Genomic DNA, 16,847 nt, shown 5'->3' with positions numbered 1-16,847 from the left:
TAAAAATTCTAGGCTTATATTAGAAATTAAAGTGTTTTTTTTATTCATCACGGATATTTTTGGTAAAATTACTGAAATTAAGATTTTAATCGTCTTAAAATATGTTTTACAAGCATTTTAAGGGGAAACTGATTCAAAACATCATCTGCCGAAATCATTTTCATATTATTAATTGTATTGTGAATTTCTTTTTTGCCCTCTTTAATTTCTGCAATATTTTTGAGGTGAAAATAAGAATGGACAAAATCTTTAAAAGGATTGGGCGTATCTCTCTCATGCCAAGTTCCTATAAAATGATGTGTTGCATAATTTTTTGGTAAATCTAAACAAAAGTAAGTTGATGGATATATTGCAATACCATCTTCTAATTCTTGGTATTCATCTCTTGTAGAATCTGCTTTGTAGTGGTTTGTGAGGAGATCAGAAACAAAAACAGTATTTGTAGTGAGGTCAAAATCATTCTTTTCGTTGTAAAAATCCAACACTTTTTTTGGCCACGGGTGACCTGGTTCTGTTGCCCAAAGTGCAGTAAAGGGAGAGCCTTTGATTTCGAAACCTGAAAATGCACGATGTATAAGAAATTCGTCTAAAGGAAATTTTACTTCTACATCTATATCCATATATATTCCTCCATGTTCAAACAAGGCTAAAGCACGACAATAATCTGATACAAAAGCCCATTTTTTATTTTCTGCAGCCAACTTTACATATTCGCAACAGTTGATGTCGAAATTAGATTCATTCCATTCAATAATCTCGAAATCGGGAAGATTTTTCTTCCAAGAATCTAGGCAGATAAAAAAAGATTGTGGCTTGGGTTGTCCGCCAAACCAGCAGTAATGTATTTTTTTGGGGATCATTGTTGTGCAGAAGAATTTGTGTTGATGCCAAATTTAAGATTTTCTAATGATTCTTTATATATCTGGTCTGAAAGGAATTTAATATTTTCTTGCAATTTAAGATATGCATCATTTTTCATATTAATACAGGTTTGTAAGGCTGTACTAAGTTCTGAATTTTCATTGAATATGATGGCGTTAGAAACATTTAGTCTATAAGTTTCTGAAAATTGCGAATGAATAACCAATGGTTTTGCAAAACCCAGCATTGTTTGCCAACTTCCCGTTATCGTACCATCTCTATATCGTTGATGTCCTGCAATTTCAGGATTAAGCATAGGAATAATAAAATCAGATGACCGATACACTTTCCAAAGTTCTGTAAAGGTTGTTTTACCTGTAAATTTTATAAAGCTTTGCAAATCATCTGGAATTTCTGTAATACTTGTACGCCCTGTTACGATTATTTCAAAGTTATTGTAACCATTCTTAACCAATTTTGTACAGGTTTCCAATAATAATTTAATATTTTGCTTTTCTTTAATAATTGTAGAAAAAACAGTTTTTGGAGATTTATTTTTTATGTTTATTTCTCCAAAATAATGTGGATTAAACATGGGAATACTATATTGACTAGCAAGTGTGAAAATGCGATTTTGATTGACATATTTTTCATGTCCATAATCTTTCACGTAAGGAATTACATTATGTTCTACCATAAAAAATCCGTATTTCCCTTTTGGCTCAAAGCCTAACCAATTGATGTAAGAATCTCTTATATTGTCTGCCCACAAAACTGATGTGCTAAGGAAAACAAAGTCGTAATCTCTTATTTTGGATTGTGACAAAGCTTTTTTTTGATACTTAGGTGAGAGATAAAAAACAGTAGGAAGATGAGGGTAATGAATAAAGGGAGAATCTTCTTTTAGATCAGGCTGAGCTATAACATCCACATTATAACCTAAATCTTGAAAGTATTTGCAAAAACCAGGTAATATTTCGAAATGATAAGGATTTGGTTCTACAATAAGAATAGACTTTTGTGTAACTTTATGAGAAGAAAACTTTTTATATCCAGTTCTAGATTTAAGATTTTTTCCAAAGATATAAGGCAATAATAATAACTCACTTCTCCTTTTTCTACGGTTTTTCGCGGGGATAAAAAGACAAATAAAATTTATTATGTATTTGTAAAACAGCATGGATATAAAATAATTAGAATGTGTAGTAATGAAAATTTAAAGAATTAACAGTTTTTCGCATTAAAGAAAATAAAAAAAAGAGTTTGAATATTTTAAAATATTCTTTATAACTAATGAATGATAAAAGAAATTAAATGTCCAGTTTCCAAAAGGAAGTCCCATTAACAAATATACAATATATCTATAAGGATGGATTATTGCCAAAATTTTTGTAAATGTTGTAAAAACAAAAGAATTTGAATTAATTCTATTATTACAAATATTAATCTTTGCATCTTTTATATAATAAAATAATACTATTGAAGTGAATAACAGAAAATACCATCTACCGAAATCGTTTGCAATGATAGACAAGCTAAGGAAAACAAGATTTTGAAAACATAACAAAATTATTAGACATTTTATATTTTTTTTGTCTGCTTGAGTTTTGAAGGCAAAAAGCATTATGAAAAATAATATATATAAATTATTTAGCATAAATCCGATTTTTTGAGGAGTGGTTTTGATCATGTTCCACCAATAATTTATACTACCTGTAGAAACAAATTTTTTCAGGACATCTATATTTTTATTATAAACTCCTAGCTTATTCCAATTCTGATTAATAATTTCAACTTGATGGATATTTCCTTTGAAAATTCCTTGTAACAAGAAAAGAAAACTAGATAATATTATGTATATAATAAGCTTTTTTTTATTTCCTAAAATGAAGAAGGAAGGAATAATAGTAATAAAGAAATATACCTCATGAATTAATATCCCAATAATCCCCAAGATGCAATAGAGTGTAAAGTTGTTTTTTCGGTAATATATTATAATTTGACTTAGAAATATAAGTAATAATAAAAAATCAAGATAACCGTATGTATATTGTTCTCCCGCAGAAAATTGAAATCCTGCCAGCATCAGAGGAGGAGAAAAAATCAAGAAAAAATTTATTTTTTTTATATAAATTAAAGTATTTACTAATAATAAAGCAATAACTTTTATTGTAATGCTAAGATTGTATTCTAATAATTCTATAGAAATGTTAAAATGCTTAATCAACAGAAAAAGAAGTTCTCCTACAAAGCCTCTTCTTATATATCCACTAGTATAATTCAGGTATTTTTCTTGCCCTAAAGTATTACCTGTTGTCAAAAAAATGTATAATAAGCCAACAATATAAAGAAGAATAATATACTTTGAAATAAAGTTTAAATATTTTAGCATAGAATTATTGTCAAATTATTGAAATAGATTTTTTTATGAATATTTTGTAATTCGTAACAATTTAGTTTTTAAATTTTTTGTCATTTCGCAGGAGTTTAAACTTCTTTATTTTCAATGTGTTAAAATTTCTACCGAATTACAAAGTGACTGCTGATTTTAGTGTTATGATTAAAAATGGGAATTCGTAGATTAATTTAAAGAATCTAGTAAAGTATTAATGAATCTATTGCCTTGATAGATGGTCATTCCATCAAATAAATTATTTCTGTATTTATCTGATAATGGAGAGTTTGTAGTTTTATATTTTATGTTATTTTCCTTAAGTTTTAAGAAGTCCATTTCAAAAACGTTTTGCTGTATAAAAACAGCTTCTTTAGAACTTTGTAATATTTCAATATTTTTCCAAATCCGTAAAGAACTTTTTAAATTGTAGTAGATATTTGATGTCAAAAACAAAAAAACATTAGCTGAAATAAGAAATATTGATGCCCATGAAATATACTTAATTTTAGCCATTTTATGGTTTCGATATAACATCATCACTATAATTATTGGTAATAGCCATATTTGTGGAGAAAACCTTGCCCACCAAAATTCAGGATTAATAATAATAGTTAATACAATAGAGAAAGTAATTATTAATAAGATTTGCTGTCTTATATCATTTCTATTTTTACAAACAATTATTGCAATGCAAATAATTGATATTGAAAATATCCCACTAAAAAATGGGCCAAAGCCAGAAATTCTTAAATCAGGGTTTGTTATATGTAATAGTTCATTTTTTGAAATAGATAAAGGTATTTTTAACTTGACATATTTTTGATCAGGAATAGATTTATTGGGATTATTTGCAAAATTATCAGTCTCACCTAAAAATGAAATCATAAACTTTTCAAATCGATTTTTACCAATGAATTCATATGGCAACATGTTTGTTATGATATCAATTTTTTTATTACCATAAATTGGATAAAAGGGATGATTACCCTCTTTGAAATTAGTAATGTATGGATTATATCCAAATGCCAATATTCCAAATAACAAAGTCATTAGTCCATTTTTTATCATAAAATGAAATTGCTTTTTTTTCTTATAAATTAAGAAAAATAGCGTAGCGAAAAATAGGAGAACTATACAATACACTAAACTGGTAAATTTTATATTACATAATAGTATAGAAAGCAATAGTATAGAAATAGTTATTAAAGGGTTATTAAATTTAATTAGTAACGAAATACTATATATTAGTGCTATAATTGCTGAATACATCAACCCATCAACATAAAACGTACAAACTTGTGTTATCACAACAGGATTAAGGGCAATAAGTAAGCTGAATAAATAACTATATAGTTTATTGAATCCTAAAAGATTTTTAATCATATAAATACCTAATAGAATATTTGAGATCATAAAAATAAAATTAAAACATTTTGCTGATTGTATTTTATCTGTAAACGCATATATACAACCAGATACAATTTCTGATATTTTTGGATAATGATTTATGTAAGTAAAATATTGTGTGTTATTAATTGTTAATCTGTCAAAATAAGGATTAAAGTCTTTAGCCAAATGATAAACAGCTGATTGGTGGTAGGCTTGTCCGTCATAAGACATGTCATATATAAAATAAAATAATATGAGTGAGACAACAAAAATTATAGTATAATATATAAGTGACCAAATATTTTTTATTATGGTAATGCTTATTATGAATAATACTATAAAGCTTAAAGGCAATATAAGATTTATAAAACTTATTTTTAGAAAAGAAAACAATACAAAAATTATAAAAATAGTTGTAAAATGAATATATGATAATAATGAGATGTTTATTAGTTTTGTGTACATATTTATTAATACTTATTTTTCACAATCATTTTTTTTGATTAGGTTCGCCAATGTATTAAGTTTTCTAAAAAAAAACTGATTTTTTAATACTAATATAGGAAACAGTGAGAATAATAGTTTTTCCAATTTTCTTGTTAATGTTTCATTTTTTCTTGTTGGGATTTTAATACTTTTCAAAATTACATTAAGTTCTGAATCAATCAATTTGTCAAATGATCTGTAGAAATTCTTTGTGCGGTCGTACTCTATCTGAATTCGGTCAATTAAATATTTGTTAGGGAGCAACTTATCTTTATAGAATTTATGAACTTTTGCTAAAACTTTCGCTTGAGATAATAAATGCTTGCTATTTGTTTGAGAGCCAGTTATAGAGTTGTCTCTTCTATTATACGTATATAAAGTCTCTTTTATACCAAATACATATCTTGCTTTATGGTAAATGTCGAGGTTTAAGTAAATGTCCTCAAAAAATAAATCACGAATAAAGTAGAATTGGTTATCTACCAAGAAGCCTTTTTTATAACATTGGCTGGGAACATTGTAGGGAAATACGTTGTATTTATCTATATAGTCAAAACCAGTTAGCATTTCTGTATTTTCAGATGCATTTTCGACAATATAATCAGATCTATCTGAGTTTTCGAAAACAACGTCCATATTGAAAACTAGAATCTCTGTTTGTTTTTTGGTTTTTAAAATTGCTTTTTGCAATTTAAGAAGTGCGTCAGAATCTTTAGTGTAATCATCACTATCTAGAAACCAAACATAATCACCTTCTGCATGCCTGAGACCATAATTTCTTGCATCACCTAGTCCCCCATTTTTTTTTGATAATATTTTTATCCTAGTATCTTCAAAATTAGCATTAATCAATGCGACAGAGTCATCAGGCGATTCATCATCTACAATTAGCAACTCAAAATCTGAAAAAGATTGAGAAATTATACTGTCTATGCACTTTAAAATATATTTTTCTACATTATAAATAGGGACTATAATACTGAAAAGTGGTTTGCTTGTTTTCATAGTTTATCGACCATGGTTGTCGTTTATGAGATTGGATAAATAATAATTTATATAATGTAAAGTTTGGATATTATTTATAAGTCTTTATAAGCTTTGAACAAACCTAACTTATTAAAAAGTCTCAGAAGTCGAGATTTTTTAATTTTTGATAATTTGTTTTGTAAAATATTATATTGATATCGTCTTACAAATTCTTGTAAGAATAGATTTTCAATGTTTATATCGCGTCTCTCAGAAGCTTTTATTAAAGCTACCCAATACCAGAAGTAAGCTTTGTCTATATTCTGGTTGGTAGAAGCACCTCCACCATGGATACGGTACTTGTATAGATCTGCGTCAATATAAAATGCTGGTGCTACTTCACACATTTTTAGATAAATATCTTTATCTTCTGCTCTTTTATTATTTATACTTATACCGGATGTTTTAGCATATATATCTTTTTTAAAAGTTGCAAAATGAGATATTTCTCCTACAAAGAAATTTTCTGAAGAAATTTGCTTACCTTTTTGGACACTTATCGGTTTTAATTGGTTATCACAAATGATTAAGTTAGAATAGACAAGACCCACATTGGGATTTTTCATATGGGTGTCTAATGATAGTTGAAGTGCATCGGGCATAAGTGCATCATCGGGATCTAGACGTCCAAATATTTGTGTATTAGATAATTCTATGCCTTTTACTAAGGTGGATTGATAACCTAAATTTTTTTCATTTTTATAGAATCTGAATCTATTATCATCCTTTATAAGTCTTGTGATGATTTCTACAGAATTATCTGTAGAGCAATCATCAATAAGAATAGCTTCCCAGGTTTTTGCAGTTTGTGCTAATAAGCTTTCGTAACAGTCTTTGAAAAAATGACCATTATTATAATTAGCAATTATTATAGATATTTTAACCTCTCTCGTCATTGCATTAAATGTTTTCTTTTAGTTTGTTATAAATACTTAACGCTATGCTGTTTTTTTGGTATTTGATATTCCATAAAAGCATTTTCCTTTTGCCAAGATGATTAGCAAAATTGTCATATATCTTATGAGAGTTATCATTAGTAATCAAATGACGATCTTTTTTATAAGTGAAAAAATACCTTTTGATGGCTTTTATTACTTGACCATTATTGCAAATAAAATTTTTTCTGAAATACATTAGAGCATTAACATCTTCAATATAGTTCAAGCCTGACTTCACAACGTTTCCGGTTACATCTGTGCCTCCATTTTTCCTAAAATAGTTTAGTAGATGTGTAAATCTCAAAACGTCTCCTTTTTGACTTAATTCTCCCCAAAATATCCAATCTCCACAAAATTTATAATGCATATAATCTTCATTTTTGATGTCATAAAATAATTTCTTATTAAAGATTGCCATACTCGCATTGTAAATCGAATTTCCATTAATAAGGTATTGGTTTAGAAAATCTTCTTTCGCAATTCTACTTACCATAGGTGCTCTTTGCCCTTTTATTAGAATATTATCTTCATCTACTAAAGTGTAGCTTTGGCTATATGCAATAGAAATACTTGGATCATTAAGTAAAGTAGGTATAAGAGTTTCTAAAAAATTAGCTTCGCAAAAATCATCGCTCTCTGCGATCCAGATCCATTCTCCTTTAGCTAGATCAATGCCTTTCTTCCATTGCTTAAAGGTAGAACCCGAGTTTTGCTCGTTGAAAATGATATGAGATATTTTTGGGTGGTTTTTGTAAGATTCAATTACTTCTCTGCTATTGTCAGTAGAACAATCATCTAGAATTATGACTTCAAAATCCTGATAAGTCTGATTGAGTACACTTTCTATACGCTCTACTAGATAGGGCGCATGATTGTAATTGGGGATGATGACTGAGACTTTTGGCATATTTATCTAAAACTTTTTAATAGATTGAATACCTTAGTTTTGTATATAAAGTATCTAGAATTTTTTAGTTTTGTATTCTCAATAGATAATCTTTGATTTTGTTCTTTTAAATTAAGTAATGATTGTTTTGTTCTCTCAATAATTTGAAAAATGTAGACATTTATATTTGGAGTGTCAAAACTCCTAATAATATATTTTTGTGCAAGAGTTTCATTTTCCAACATAAGCGCATAATTTTTGGTCATACTTTCCTGATGTATTCTATAAAAAGCGTGACGTTTATTTATTATAATATATTTTGGATTATTTTCAAAAAAGTGCAACCAAAAGACAAAGTCTTCTTTAGCTTTCAAAACTTCTTGAAAATGGAATTTATCTTTTAATTTTTTGAATAAAGCGCAATGTATAGGTATTGAAAAATTACTATCCCATTTTAATAAAATATCTTCAAAGGATAAATTTTCATCAATAAACGAACAATAATCTGGGTGTAAATTATTTTCACTGAAAAGTTGATAATTGGTAATTACGACATCATAGTGATTAAAATAAAGACTTGACAGGTTAAATTTGTCAGCATCTATTTTATCATCACAATCTAAAAATTGAAACCATTCACCCTGAGCAATTTCAATACCCGCATTTCTGGCAGAAGACAAACCTCCATTTTCTTTTTTAAGATATTTGAAACGGGAGTCTCTTTCAATCCAACGTTTGGCTACTTCCTCTGTATTATCTGGGCTGCCGTCATTCACAATGATGCATTCCCAATTTTCATAGGTTTGGTCTAGGACAGACTGTAGGCATTCATCTAAATACTGTGCCTGGTTGTAGCAAGGGACTATGGTGGATATAAGAGGAGTATTATTCATTACAAATATTTGTATAATTTGAAAAGGCCAAAGTGAGATAGTAATTTAAGAATTCTAGATCTTTTTATCAAGGAGATTTTGTTTGAGTAATCTCTTAACTTTGACTGATCTCCTAGTAATTTATTAAAAGTATTGAAGTCTTGTTCTTTAAAAAAAAAGTATTTTTCAAGAGTTTCTCTTCTCTCTTTCTTTATAGTGTCCTGATTTTGAGTATTTGAACTGACGCCGTCAAGATAAAACCTTGAGATTGTAATATCTATTTTCCGGTAAGTTTTGCCATACTTGTATACTGCTAATAGAAACCATTTCCAGTCTGAACAAATTTTAAAATTTTCATCATAATAATCTGTTTCTGCAAATGCAGATTTTTTTATGAATGTACAGGGATGCCAAATAGTATCGTTGTAGAATTGTAGAAATGTTACTTCAGGTTTTGAAATTCCTAAGTTATCTTGGTTGTCGGATGAAAAAATTAAATTGCCAGAAATTATATCGTCAGTGTGAAGGTGAGGTTTTGCTAGCTCTAAACTTTGTTCGCTATAAAGCTCATCGCCACTATTTATGAATAGCAGATACTCGCCATTTGCGGCTTTAATGCCTTTATTCATTGCATTATAGATACCTCCATCTGGTTCACTAACGTAATATGATATTTTTTCAGAATTTTTTTCAATAATTTCTTTACTGCCGTCAGAAGAGCCTCCGTCAATAACAATGTACTCAAAATCTTCCAAAATTTGAGAAAATATTGATGAAAAAGTCTTTTGGAGACCTTCTATATTATTGTAATTAATGGTTATGATTGATATCTTCATGTATTTATTTAATATAAGTTAGAATTTTTATTTTCTTAGAAAAAGTTCTATATCACTATTGATCATTTCTTTACACAACATTTTCACATCATACTTAGGAATCCAGCTCAGTTTTGTATTGGCTTTTGTAGGATCTCCAATTAAAAGATCAACCTCTGTTGGACGGTAATATGCAGGATCAATTTTCACTACTTCTTTGCCTATAGGAAGTTGATATTCTGCATTGGAACATGATTTTACTTTTGCTACTTCATTTTCTGCCTCGCCCACGAAGTCTAATTCTATACCCAATTCCAAAAATGCCATACGCACAAAATCTCTAATGTATGTGGTTTTACCGGTTGCAATGACGTAGTCTTCTGGTTTCTCCTGCTGTAATATTAGCCACATTGCTTCTACATAATCTTTGGCGTGGCCCCAGTCTCGTTGTGAATTTAGATTTCCTAGGTACAACACATCTTGCAATCCTAGGGCTATCTTTGCTGCAGCCATGGTTATTTTTCTGGTAACGAAGGTTTCGCCTCTTCTTGGTGACTCATGGTTGAATAAAATGCCATTGCAGGCAAACATACCGTAAGCCTCCCGGTAGTTCACGGTAATCCAATAGCCATAAATTTTGGCAACACCGTATGGTGATCTAGGGTAGAATGGTGAGTTTTCATCATAGAAACCTTTTTCATTTTTATTCTTTTCTAATCCACCATAGAGTTCAGAAGTAGAAGCCTGATAAATACGCGTTTTTTTTGTAAGGCCTAAAATTCTAATGGCTTCTAGGATTCTCAAAGTTCCAATTCCGTCGGTATTAGCAACATATTCCGGAGAATCAAAACTTACCTTTACATGGCTCATCGCACCAAGGTTATAAATTTCGTCCGGCTGAATTTCTTGTATGATTCTTATCAAATTCGTTGAATCTGTAAGATCACCGTAGTGTAATTTAAATTTCACATTTTTTTCGTGTAAATCGCGAAAGATGTGGTCTATTCTTTGGGTATTAAATGATGATGCTCTCCTTTTGATCCCGTGTACTTCATATCCTTTTTCAAGAAGAAATTCGGCTAAATATGATCCGTCTTGTCCGGTTACGCCTGTTATTAATGCTACTTTCATGTTGTCTTATTTAGCAATTTTGCATGTTTAAAAATTGTTCCCTAGTTAATTTATTTATGAACAATCACTTAATTTAAGATTGTTATATAAACGGCAAAAAAAATTAATTCTTACAAACTAACCTCTCAAAAATCGTGAGATCTTCTTCCAAAAGTTCTGGATAATTTCCACAGTAGAAACCATTGTTGTGCATCATATCTGCACCAGGCATGTTGTAAACTTCTTTTACATATTTTTGATAAAATGGCTGGCGTTGCATGTTTCCTGCAATCATAGGGCGTATTTCTACTCCTGCATCCATAAATTTCTGCAAATAATGTGTTCTCAATGCGGCTGTTTTACAGACAAAAGGAAATGCAAAAGTGGATAGAACATTAATATGATCATGTTTCAACTGAAGGAAATCAGGATTTTCCAGAACTACTTTTTCTATTCTCAGATAGTTTTGCTCTCTTGAGCTGATGTTTTTATCTAAAAACTGCATTTGGTATTGTCCCAAAAAGCCGGTAATTTCTGTAGGTCTGAAGTTATATCCCAGATCGTAGAATGTATATTTGGATTCGAATTCGGTTTCTATCCCAAATTGATTTCTCCACTTTTTTTGCTGTTCAGGATTCAGGTTTCTGTCCCATCCGTTTGCTCGTACAATGCGAAGCATTTCTGCAAAATCATCATCACTTGTGCAAACCATGCCGCCCTCTATTGTACTCATATGATGTGCGACAAAGAATGAAAAACTGGCGCCAATTCCGAAGTTTCCTGTTCTTCCTTCTGGCAATTCTGTGCCTAAAGATTCGCAGTTGTCTTCAATTAAAATAATATTTCTTTCTGCACAGATCTGTCTGATTGTATCAATATCTCCTGTGAAACCTAAAATATTGGTAATAAAAAGTGCCTGAAGATCTGTTGTTTCTAATCTTTCTAATAGATTTTGCGAAGTTGTATTGATAACTTCCGGAGTTACATCGATTACCACGGGAACCATATTCATCTGAATAATCGGCATGGTGTTGGTAGACCACGTGAGCGCAGAAAAACCGACCTTATCCCCATCTTTCAGCTTACCCATATTCTTCAGAGCTTGGAGCATTGCTAGATTTGCGCTTCCTCCGCTGTTAAATAAAACGGCGTGTTTACATTGTTGATATTCTGCGAATTTTTTTTCAAATTTCCCGCATTCCACATCCATACTTAAACGGTCTGCATTGAGTATAAATTCTGCTAAGGCTTTTTTAGTTTCGACTTCATTTAAGAAGGCTTTGCGCATTAATGGTATTTTCATCTCTTTTGCATTATTTTTTTTCTATGTCTAGGTTAGACATTAGTGTTGTTTTTTTTTAATTCTTTGTACCTTTTGATTACCTCATCAATTCCCTGGTCCAAGGTTGTTTTTGGTTGGAATGCAGTTTCTCGCATTTTGCTGACATCCATACATTTTCTCAGCATTCCGTTTGGTTTTGTATCATCCCAAATCAGTTCACCTTTATAATCTACTTTATCAGCGATGGTTTCTGCCAATTGTCGGATTCCGATATCATCACCAGGACCAATGTTGATGAATTCTGGCGAATTATAGTTTTCAAACATAAATAAAATTGCTCTTGCACAGTCACTTACGTGTAAAAATTCTCTTCTTGCGATACCGGTTCCCCAAAGTGTAACAGATGTTGCGTTTTCTTCTTTAGCATCTACAAATCTTTTGACAAGTGAAGACAAAACATGAGCGTGTGCCAAATCAAAGCTGTCATTGGGACCGTAAAGATTACTCGGCATCAAACTAATGCTCTTGAAACCATATTGCTGATAATAGGTTTCTAATAACTTAATTCCTGCAATTTTACCAATGGCGTAACCTTCATTTGTTGGCTCTAGTTTGCCGGTGAGAAGATATTCCTCTTTCATTGGTTGCGGAGATTCTTTGGGATAAATGCATGAACTGCCTAAAAAAACAAACTTTTTTACTCCGTTTTTGTAGGAAGACTGGATTACATTTGCCTGCATGATAAGATTATCATACAGAAATATCGCAGGATTGTCTATATTGGCTTTTATACCGCCCACTTTTGCAGCGATATGAATGACATATTCAGGTTTTTCTTTTTGGAAAAAATCTTCAACAGCTTGTTGATTAGTTAGATCCAATTCGGAATGAGTTGCCGTAATAATATTGGTATAACCCGCTTCTTTAAATAAATTTAAAGTAGTGCTTCCCAACATTCCGCGATGTCCTGTAATGTATATTTTTGAGGATTTATTCATTTTTTTACAATATCTTTCAATCTTTGAAATAATGTTGATTTTTGAGAGATATCAACTTTTGTCGTACCAAACAACTTTCCACTATAAGATATTTTGTCTGCATATCTTTTAGCAACAATTCTTGCTTCTTGAATTTGTTTACCACTTATATCTGAAGATATATTACCATCAAAAATGTTAATGGTTGCTATGTTTTCAGACTTTACAAAAAGAATATTTTCTGATGCACAAATACGTAGATAAAATTCATAATCCATACATGTTTTATTACTTTCATCAATCTTATACTTATCATATATTTTTTTCATAAAATAAATATTCTGCCAGCCGACAATGGTTCCGTAGGACAAAAGATTTTCTATGTTAATTTCTAATTCGGGACACTTTCCTATTATATTATGGGATTCGTCGGTAGATTTACCATCAACAATTATTATTGTTTTTTTAGATAATCTTGTCCAAGAAAGCTTTCAATAGCCTGTTCTAAGTATTTCCCTCCATTGAAATTTGGAAGTATGATGCTAATCTTTAACATTGTGATATTCTATTATTGGTGCTAAAATTCCATTTCTTCTCTCAAGCCATTTTTCAGAGTTACTTAATCCACCTTGAATTTTTAAATTTATTTTAGGAGAGTTCACATTGGGCTCAATTATCCAATATTTGTAATGTATACTTGCCATTAGATGAATTACATATTCTCCCTCATTTAAAAGATGTTTTGGTATTTGTAATTCAATTTTATTCTCGCCAGTTTTTAAAGAAACTCTTTTTTCTTGTTCTACATCAGTATTGAAAGACCAAAACAAAATTTGATCGTGTAAATCGTAAACAGCAATTCCAAAATTAAAATCATCATGAATCTGATTTATCTCAAATTTGAAATTGACAAAAATATTACTATCATTACGTGCATAGTTTTCTATAACATTTCTATTTTCATCTAACAAAGAAAACTCTAATGGTTTAAAAATAGAGTTATCAATTTTGTATTTACTAAAATCATTTATGAAAGTTATAAACCCATCATCGCTCAACAAATAATCACTAGTAATTTGAGAAATGTTTCCTTGAGATGCTATTAAACCATTTTTTATATAAATTCCTTTATTACAAAGTGCAGATATCGCTGCCATATTATGGCTCACAAACAAAATAGTTCTTCCCTCACTCTTTGTAACATCGCCCATTTTTCCCAAACATTTTTTCTGAAACTCGGCATCACCTACTGCCAAAACCTCATCCACAATCAGGATTTCTGATTCTAAGTGTGCGGCCACCGCAAAAGCCAAACGAACATACATCCCGGAAGAATATCTTTTTACAGGAGTGTCTATGTAGCGTTCTACACCAGAAAATTCTACAATTTCATCAAATTTTCGCGTAATCTCTTTGCGGGTCATTCCTAAGATGGCGCCATTTAGAAAAATATTTTCACGGCCAGTCATTTCTGGGTGAAAGCCTGTTCCTACTTCTAATAAAGATGCAATTCTTCCGTTGGTGTAGACTTTTCCTGTTGTAGGTTTGGTAACTTTACTTAAGATTTTAAGAAGTGTAGATTTTCCTGCTCCGTTTCTACCTATAATACCAACGGCATCACCTTGTTCAATTTCAAAATTAATATCACGAAGAGACCACACATAGTCAGAACTCCCTTTGGAAGAACGATCGTTGGCTTCTCCAATTTTAAGATAAGGGTCTTCTTTACCTCTTACCTTGTGCCAAAACCGATTAAGGTCATGCGTAAGAGTTCCTGTACCAACCTGTCCGAGTCGGTATTGTTTTGATATATTTTCAGCTTTTAATGCAAGCATGTGTTTTTGTTTGATGTTAAAATTAAAAGGATAAAACTAAAGCAATGTATCCATCTGGATAGATCATCTAATTTTCGGTTAAACAGTATCTATAAAAGATTTTTCAGATTTATTAAAGATAACGATTCCAAGAAGTAAAACCACAATGATGAATGCAAAACTCATCAAAAGTCTTGAAACATCAAAGTCTCCGGAACCTATAAAACCGTATTTAAAACATTCAAAAATCGGCGTTAAAGGATTAAGATCTGCTAAGAATCCATAGCTTCCAAGTTTCTGCTTCACCAAAGAAGTGGGTAAAATTACCGGTGTAAACCACATGAATAAACTTACTCCAAATCCTAAAAGCAACGATAAATCTCTGTATTTTGTTGTAAGAGAAGAGAAAATCATTCCTAATCCTAAAGAAAATAAAGCCAGAAATATAATTAACACAGGGAAGAAAAACGCCCAGGAATTGGGATGTACTTCGCCTTTGTAAAAATAATATCCTAATACAATCCAAAATAAAACCAATTGTATTCCCAACCGCATAAAGCTGGAAATGATGGTAGAGATTGGAGTAACTAATCTTGGGAAATATACTTTGCCGAAAATTCCTGCATTTCCGGTAAATACATTAGAAACGCTCAGCATTGTGGTACTGAAATATCCCCAAAGTGTATTACCCGCAAGATAGAAGAGAATAGGAGGGATGCCGTCTGTTGGAAGATTGGCTATGCCCCCAAAAACTAAAGTGAAAACAATAGTCGTTAAAATAGGATTAATGAAAAACCAAAGTGGTCCCAAAATAGTTTGCTTAAAAGATGCAATAAAGTCTCTTTTTACAAACATGAACACAAGATCGCGGTATTGCCAAACTTCTTTTAAATTAAGTTTGAATAAAGAGTGATGGGCTTCAATGGTTTGTGTCCACTTTTGCTGTGGTTCATTCATTTGTGGGATTTTTTTGCAAATTTATAATAAATTATTGATTTACAGAATTCTTGTATACTGCTACTGTAGATGTATAAGCAATTCTTAATGTAAAGGTATTGATATTTATGCCTTTAGCAAAAAAGCTACAGATAAATATCAGTAGCTTTTGTTTATTGGATGTTATTCGGATTATTTTATTAAATTTTTAAGGTAGTTCCCATATCCGCTTTTTCCGTATTTTGTTGCAGTTTCTAAAAGCTTTTCGTCATTAATGAATTTATTTCTCCATGCAATTTCTTCGATGCAGCCGATTTTAAAGCCCTGTCGTTTTTCGATTACACTTACAAACTCCGATGCATCATGAAGAGAATCGAAAGTTCCTGTATCCAGCCAAGCGGTACCTCTGTCTAGAACGCCTACTTCCAATTTGTTTTTGCTCAGATAGACATTATTTACATCTGTAATTTCCAGTTCGCCTCTTGGTGATGGTTTAATGTTTTTTGAAATTTCCACGACATCGTTGTCGTAGAAATATAATCCGGGTACGGCATAATTCGACTTTGGTTTCAAAGGCTTTTCTTGAATGGATATTGCTTTAAAATCATCATCAAATTCTACCACTCCATAACGTTCGGGGTCTGTAACATGGTATGCGAAGACTACTCCGCCGTCTGGATTGGTTTTGTGTTTGAGAAGTGTTCCCATTTCAGAGCCGTAGAAAATATTATCGCCTAACACTAATGCTGCTGCATCATTTCCGATAAATTCATCTCCTAAAATAAATGCCTGTGCCAATCCGTCCGGACTTGGCTGTATTTTGTATTGAATATTGCATCCAATTTGTGATCCGTCACCCAAAAGTTTAATAAAACCTGCCTGATCGTGTGGTGTTGTGATAATTAAAATATCTTTAATCCCTGCCAATAAAAGCGTAGAAAGTGGATAATAGATCATGGGTTTGTCATAAACAGGCATCAGTTGCTTGCTTACTGCAATGGTTAATGGATATAATCTGGTTCCTGAACCTCCAGCTAGAATAATTCCTTTCATAACTTTA

16 protein-coding genes are annotated in these 16,847 nt (G+C 30.9%); all 16 read right to left on the bottom strand.

Annotated features, from left to right (window positions below; all coding sequences use genetic code 11):
• Window positions 1-77 precede the first annotated feature (77 nt).
• Window positions 78-860, bottom strand: coding sequence for a glycosyltransferase family 32 protein (locus MTP08_RS13305; protein ID WP_243576353.1), 783 nt, complete (start codon window positions 858-860; stop codon window positions 78-80).
• Window positions 857-2,041, bottom strand: a complete 1,185-nt coding sequence (locus tag MTP08_RS13300; protein WP_243576352.1) for a hypothetical protein — start codon at window positions 2,039-2,041, stop codon at window positions 857-859. Before MTP08_RS13300 ends, MTP08_RS13305 begins: the two co-directional genes overlap by 4 nt.
• Window positions 2,042-2,101: 60 nt before the next feature.
• A complete protein-coding gene (locus MTP08_RS13295) occupies window positions 2,102-3,253 on the bottom strand; it encodes a hypothetical protein (RefSeq protein WP_243576351.1) in 1,152 nt (383 codons plus the stop codon).
• 189 nt (window positions 3,254-3,442) lie between these two features.
• A complete protein-coding gene (locus MTP08_RS13290; RefSeq protein ID WP_243576350.1) occupies window positions 3,443-4,876 on the bottom strand; it encodes a hypothetical protein in 1,434 nt (477 codons plus the stop codon).
• 246 nt (window positions 4,877-5,122) lie between these two features.
• On the bottom strand, window positions 5,123-6,136 hold the full coding sequence (locus tag MTP08_RS13285) for a glycosyltransferase family 2 protein (protein WP_243576349.1): 1,014 nt from the start codon (window positions 6,134-6,136) through the stop codon (window positions 5,123-5,125).
• A gap of 74 nt (window positions 6,137-6,210) precedes the next feature.
• Window positions 6,211-7,053: a glycosyltransferase family 2 protein gene (locus tag MTP08_RS13280; RefSeq protein WP_243576348.1), complete on the bottom strand. Its 843-nt coding sequence runs from the start codon at window positions 7,051-7,053 to the stop codon at window positions 6,211-6,213.
• Window positions 7,054-7,057: 4 nt separating this feature from the next.
• Window positions 7,058-8,002 (bottom strand): glycosyltransferase family 2 protein, encoded by a 945-nt coding sequence (locus MTP08_RS13275; RefSeq protein ID WP_243576347.1) that lies wholly within the window; start codon window positions 8,000-8,002, stop codon window positions 7,058-7,060.
• 2 nt (window positions 8,003-8,004) lie between these two features.
• A complete protein-coding gene (locus tag MTP08_RS13270) occupies window positions 8,005-8,874 on the bottom strand; it encodes a glycosyltransferase family 2 protein (protein ID WP_243576346.1) in 870 nt (289 codons plus the stop codon).
• Window positions 8,874-9,689, bottom strand: a complete 816-nt coding sequence (locus MTP08_RS13265; protein WP_243576345.1) for a glycosyltransferase family 2 protein — start codon at window positions 9,687-9,689, stop codon at window positions 8,874-8,876. Before MTP08_RS13265 ends, MTP08_RS13270 begins: the two co-directional genes overlap by 1 nt.
• 27 nt (window positions 9,690-9,716) lie before the next feature.
• Window positions 9,717-10,799, bottom strand: coding sequence for a GDP-mannose 4,6-dehydratase (gmd, locus tag MTP08_RS13260; protein ID WP_243576344.1), 1,083 nt, complete (start codon window positions 10,797-10,799; stop codon window positions 9,717-9,719).
• A 103-nt stretch (window positions 10,800-10,902) separates the two neighbouring features.
• Entirely contained in the window at window positions 10,903-12,081 is a 1,179-nt protein-coding gene (locus tag MTP08_RS13255) for a DegT/DnrJ/EryC1/StrS family aminotransferase (RefSeq protein ID WP_243576343.1), read from the bottom strand.
• Between the two features lie 32 nt (window positions 12,082-12,113).
• Window positions 12,114-13,058 carry a GDP-L-fucose synthase family protein gene (locus tag MTP08_RS13250; RefSeq protein ID WP_243576342.1) on the bottom strand — a complete coding sequence of 315 codons (945 nt, stop codon included), beginning with the start codon at window positions 13,056-13,058 and terminating at the stop codon, window positions 12,114-12,116.
• Window positions 13,055-13,366 (bottom strand): hypothetical protein, encoded by a 312-nt coding sequence (locus MTP08_RS13245; RefSeq protein ID WP_243576341.1) that lies wholly within the window; start codon window positions 13,364-13,366, stop codon window positions 13,055-13,057. Before MTP08_RS13245 ends, MTP08_RS13250 begins: the two co-directional genes overlap by 4 nt.
• Before the next feature lie 213 nt (window positions 13,367-13,579).
• Window positions 13,580-14,872 (bottom strand): ABC transporter ATP-binding protein, encoded by a 1,293-nt coding sequence (locus MTP08_RS13240; protein WP_243576340.1) that lies wholly within the window; start codon window positions 14,870-14,872, stop codon window positions 13,580-13,582.
• 78 nt (window positions 14,873-14,950) lie between these two features.
• On the bottom strand, window positions 14,951-15,808 hold the full coding sequence (locus MTP08_RS13235; protein WP_243576339.1) for an ABC transporter permease: 858 nt from the start codon (window positions 15,806-15,808) through the stop codon (window positions 14,951-14,953).
• Between the two features lie 171 nt (window positions 15,809-15,979).
• A complete protein-coding gene (gene rfbA / locus MTP08_RS13230) occupies window positions 15,980-16,840 on the bottom strand; it encodes a glucose-1-phosphate thymidylyltransferase RfbA (protein ID WP_243576338.1) in 861 nt (286 codons plus the stop codon).
• Between the last annotated feature and the right edge of the window lie 7 nt (window positions 16,841-16,847).

The sequence above is a fragment of the Chryseobacterium oryzae genome, assembly GCF_022811665.1.
Taxonomy (GTDB): domain Bacteria; phylum Bacteroidota; class Bacteroidia; order Flavobacteriales; family Weeksellaceae; genus Chryseobacterium; species Chryseobacterium oryzae.
This window is presented reverse-complemented; position numbering and strand designations above follow the sequence as displayed.

Bases quoted from the DNA above. Each gene is read 5' to 3' on its own strand.
- MTP08_RS13255 (WP_243576343.1), bottom strand. From the start codon at position 12,081: ATGAAAATACCATTAATGCGCAAAGCCTTCTTAAATGAAGTCGAAACT.
- rfbA (WP_243576338.1), bottom strand. From the start codon at position 16,840: ATGAAAGGAATTATTCTAGCTGGAGGTTCAGGAACCAGATTATATCCA.
- gmd (WP_243576344.1), bottom strand. From the start codon at position 10,799: ATGAAAGTAGCATTAATAACAGGCGTAACCGGACAAGACGGATCATAT.
- MTP08_RS13250 (WP_243576342.1), bottom strand. From the start codon at position 13,058: ATGAATAAATCCTCAAAAATATACATTACAGGACATCGCGGAATGTTG.
- MTP08_RS13285 (WP_243576349.1), bottom strand. From the start codon at position 6,136: ATGAAAACAAGCAAACCACTTTTCAGTATTATAGTCCCTATTTATAAT.
- MTP08_RS13305 (WP_243576353.1), bottom strand. From the start codon at position 860: ATGATCCCCAAAAAAATACATTACTGCTGGTTTGGCGGACAACCCAAG.
- MTP08_RS13240 (WP_243576340.1), bottom strand. From the start codon at position 14,872: ATGCTTGCATTAAAAGCTGAAAATATATCAAAACAATACCGACTCGGA.
- MTP08_RS13265 (WP_243576345.1), bottom strand. From the start codon at position 9,689: ATGAAGATATCAATCATAACCATTAATTACAATAATATAGAAGGTCTC.
- MTP08_RS13275 (WP_243576347.1), bottom strand. From the start codon at position 8,002: ATGCCAAAAGTCTCAGTCATCATCCCCAATTACAATCATGCGCCCTAT.
- MTP08_RS13245 (WP_243576341.1), bottom strand. From the start codon at position 13,366: ATGAAAAAAATATATGATAAGTATAAGATTGATGAAAGTAATAAAACA.
- MTP08_RS13295 (WP_243576351.1), bottom strand. From the start codon at position 3,253: ATGCTAAAATATTTAAACTTTATTTCAAAGTATATTATTCTTCTTTAT.
- MTP08_RS13235 (WP_243576339.1), bottom strand. From the start codon at position 15,808: ATGAATGAACCACAGCAAAAGTGGACACAAACCATTGAAGCCCATCAC.
- MTP08_RS13280 (WP_243576348.1), bottom strand. From the start codon at position 7,053: ATGACGAGAGAGGTTAAAATATCTATAATAATTGCTAATTATAATAAT.
- MTP08_RS13300 (WP_243576352.1), bottom strand. From the start codon at position 2,041: ATGCTGTTTTACAAATACATAATAAATTTTATTTGTCTTTTTATCCCC.
- MTP08_RS13270 (WP_243576346.1), bottom strand. From the start codon at position 8,874: ATGAATAATACTCCTCTTATATCCACCATAGTCCCTTGCTACAACCAG.
- MTP08_RS13290 (WP_243576350.1), bottom strand. From the start codon at position 4,876: ATGTCTTATGACGGACAAGCCTACCACCAATCAGCTGTTTATCATTTG.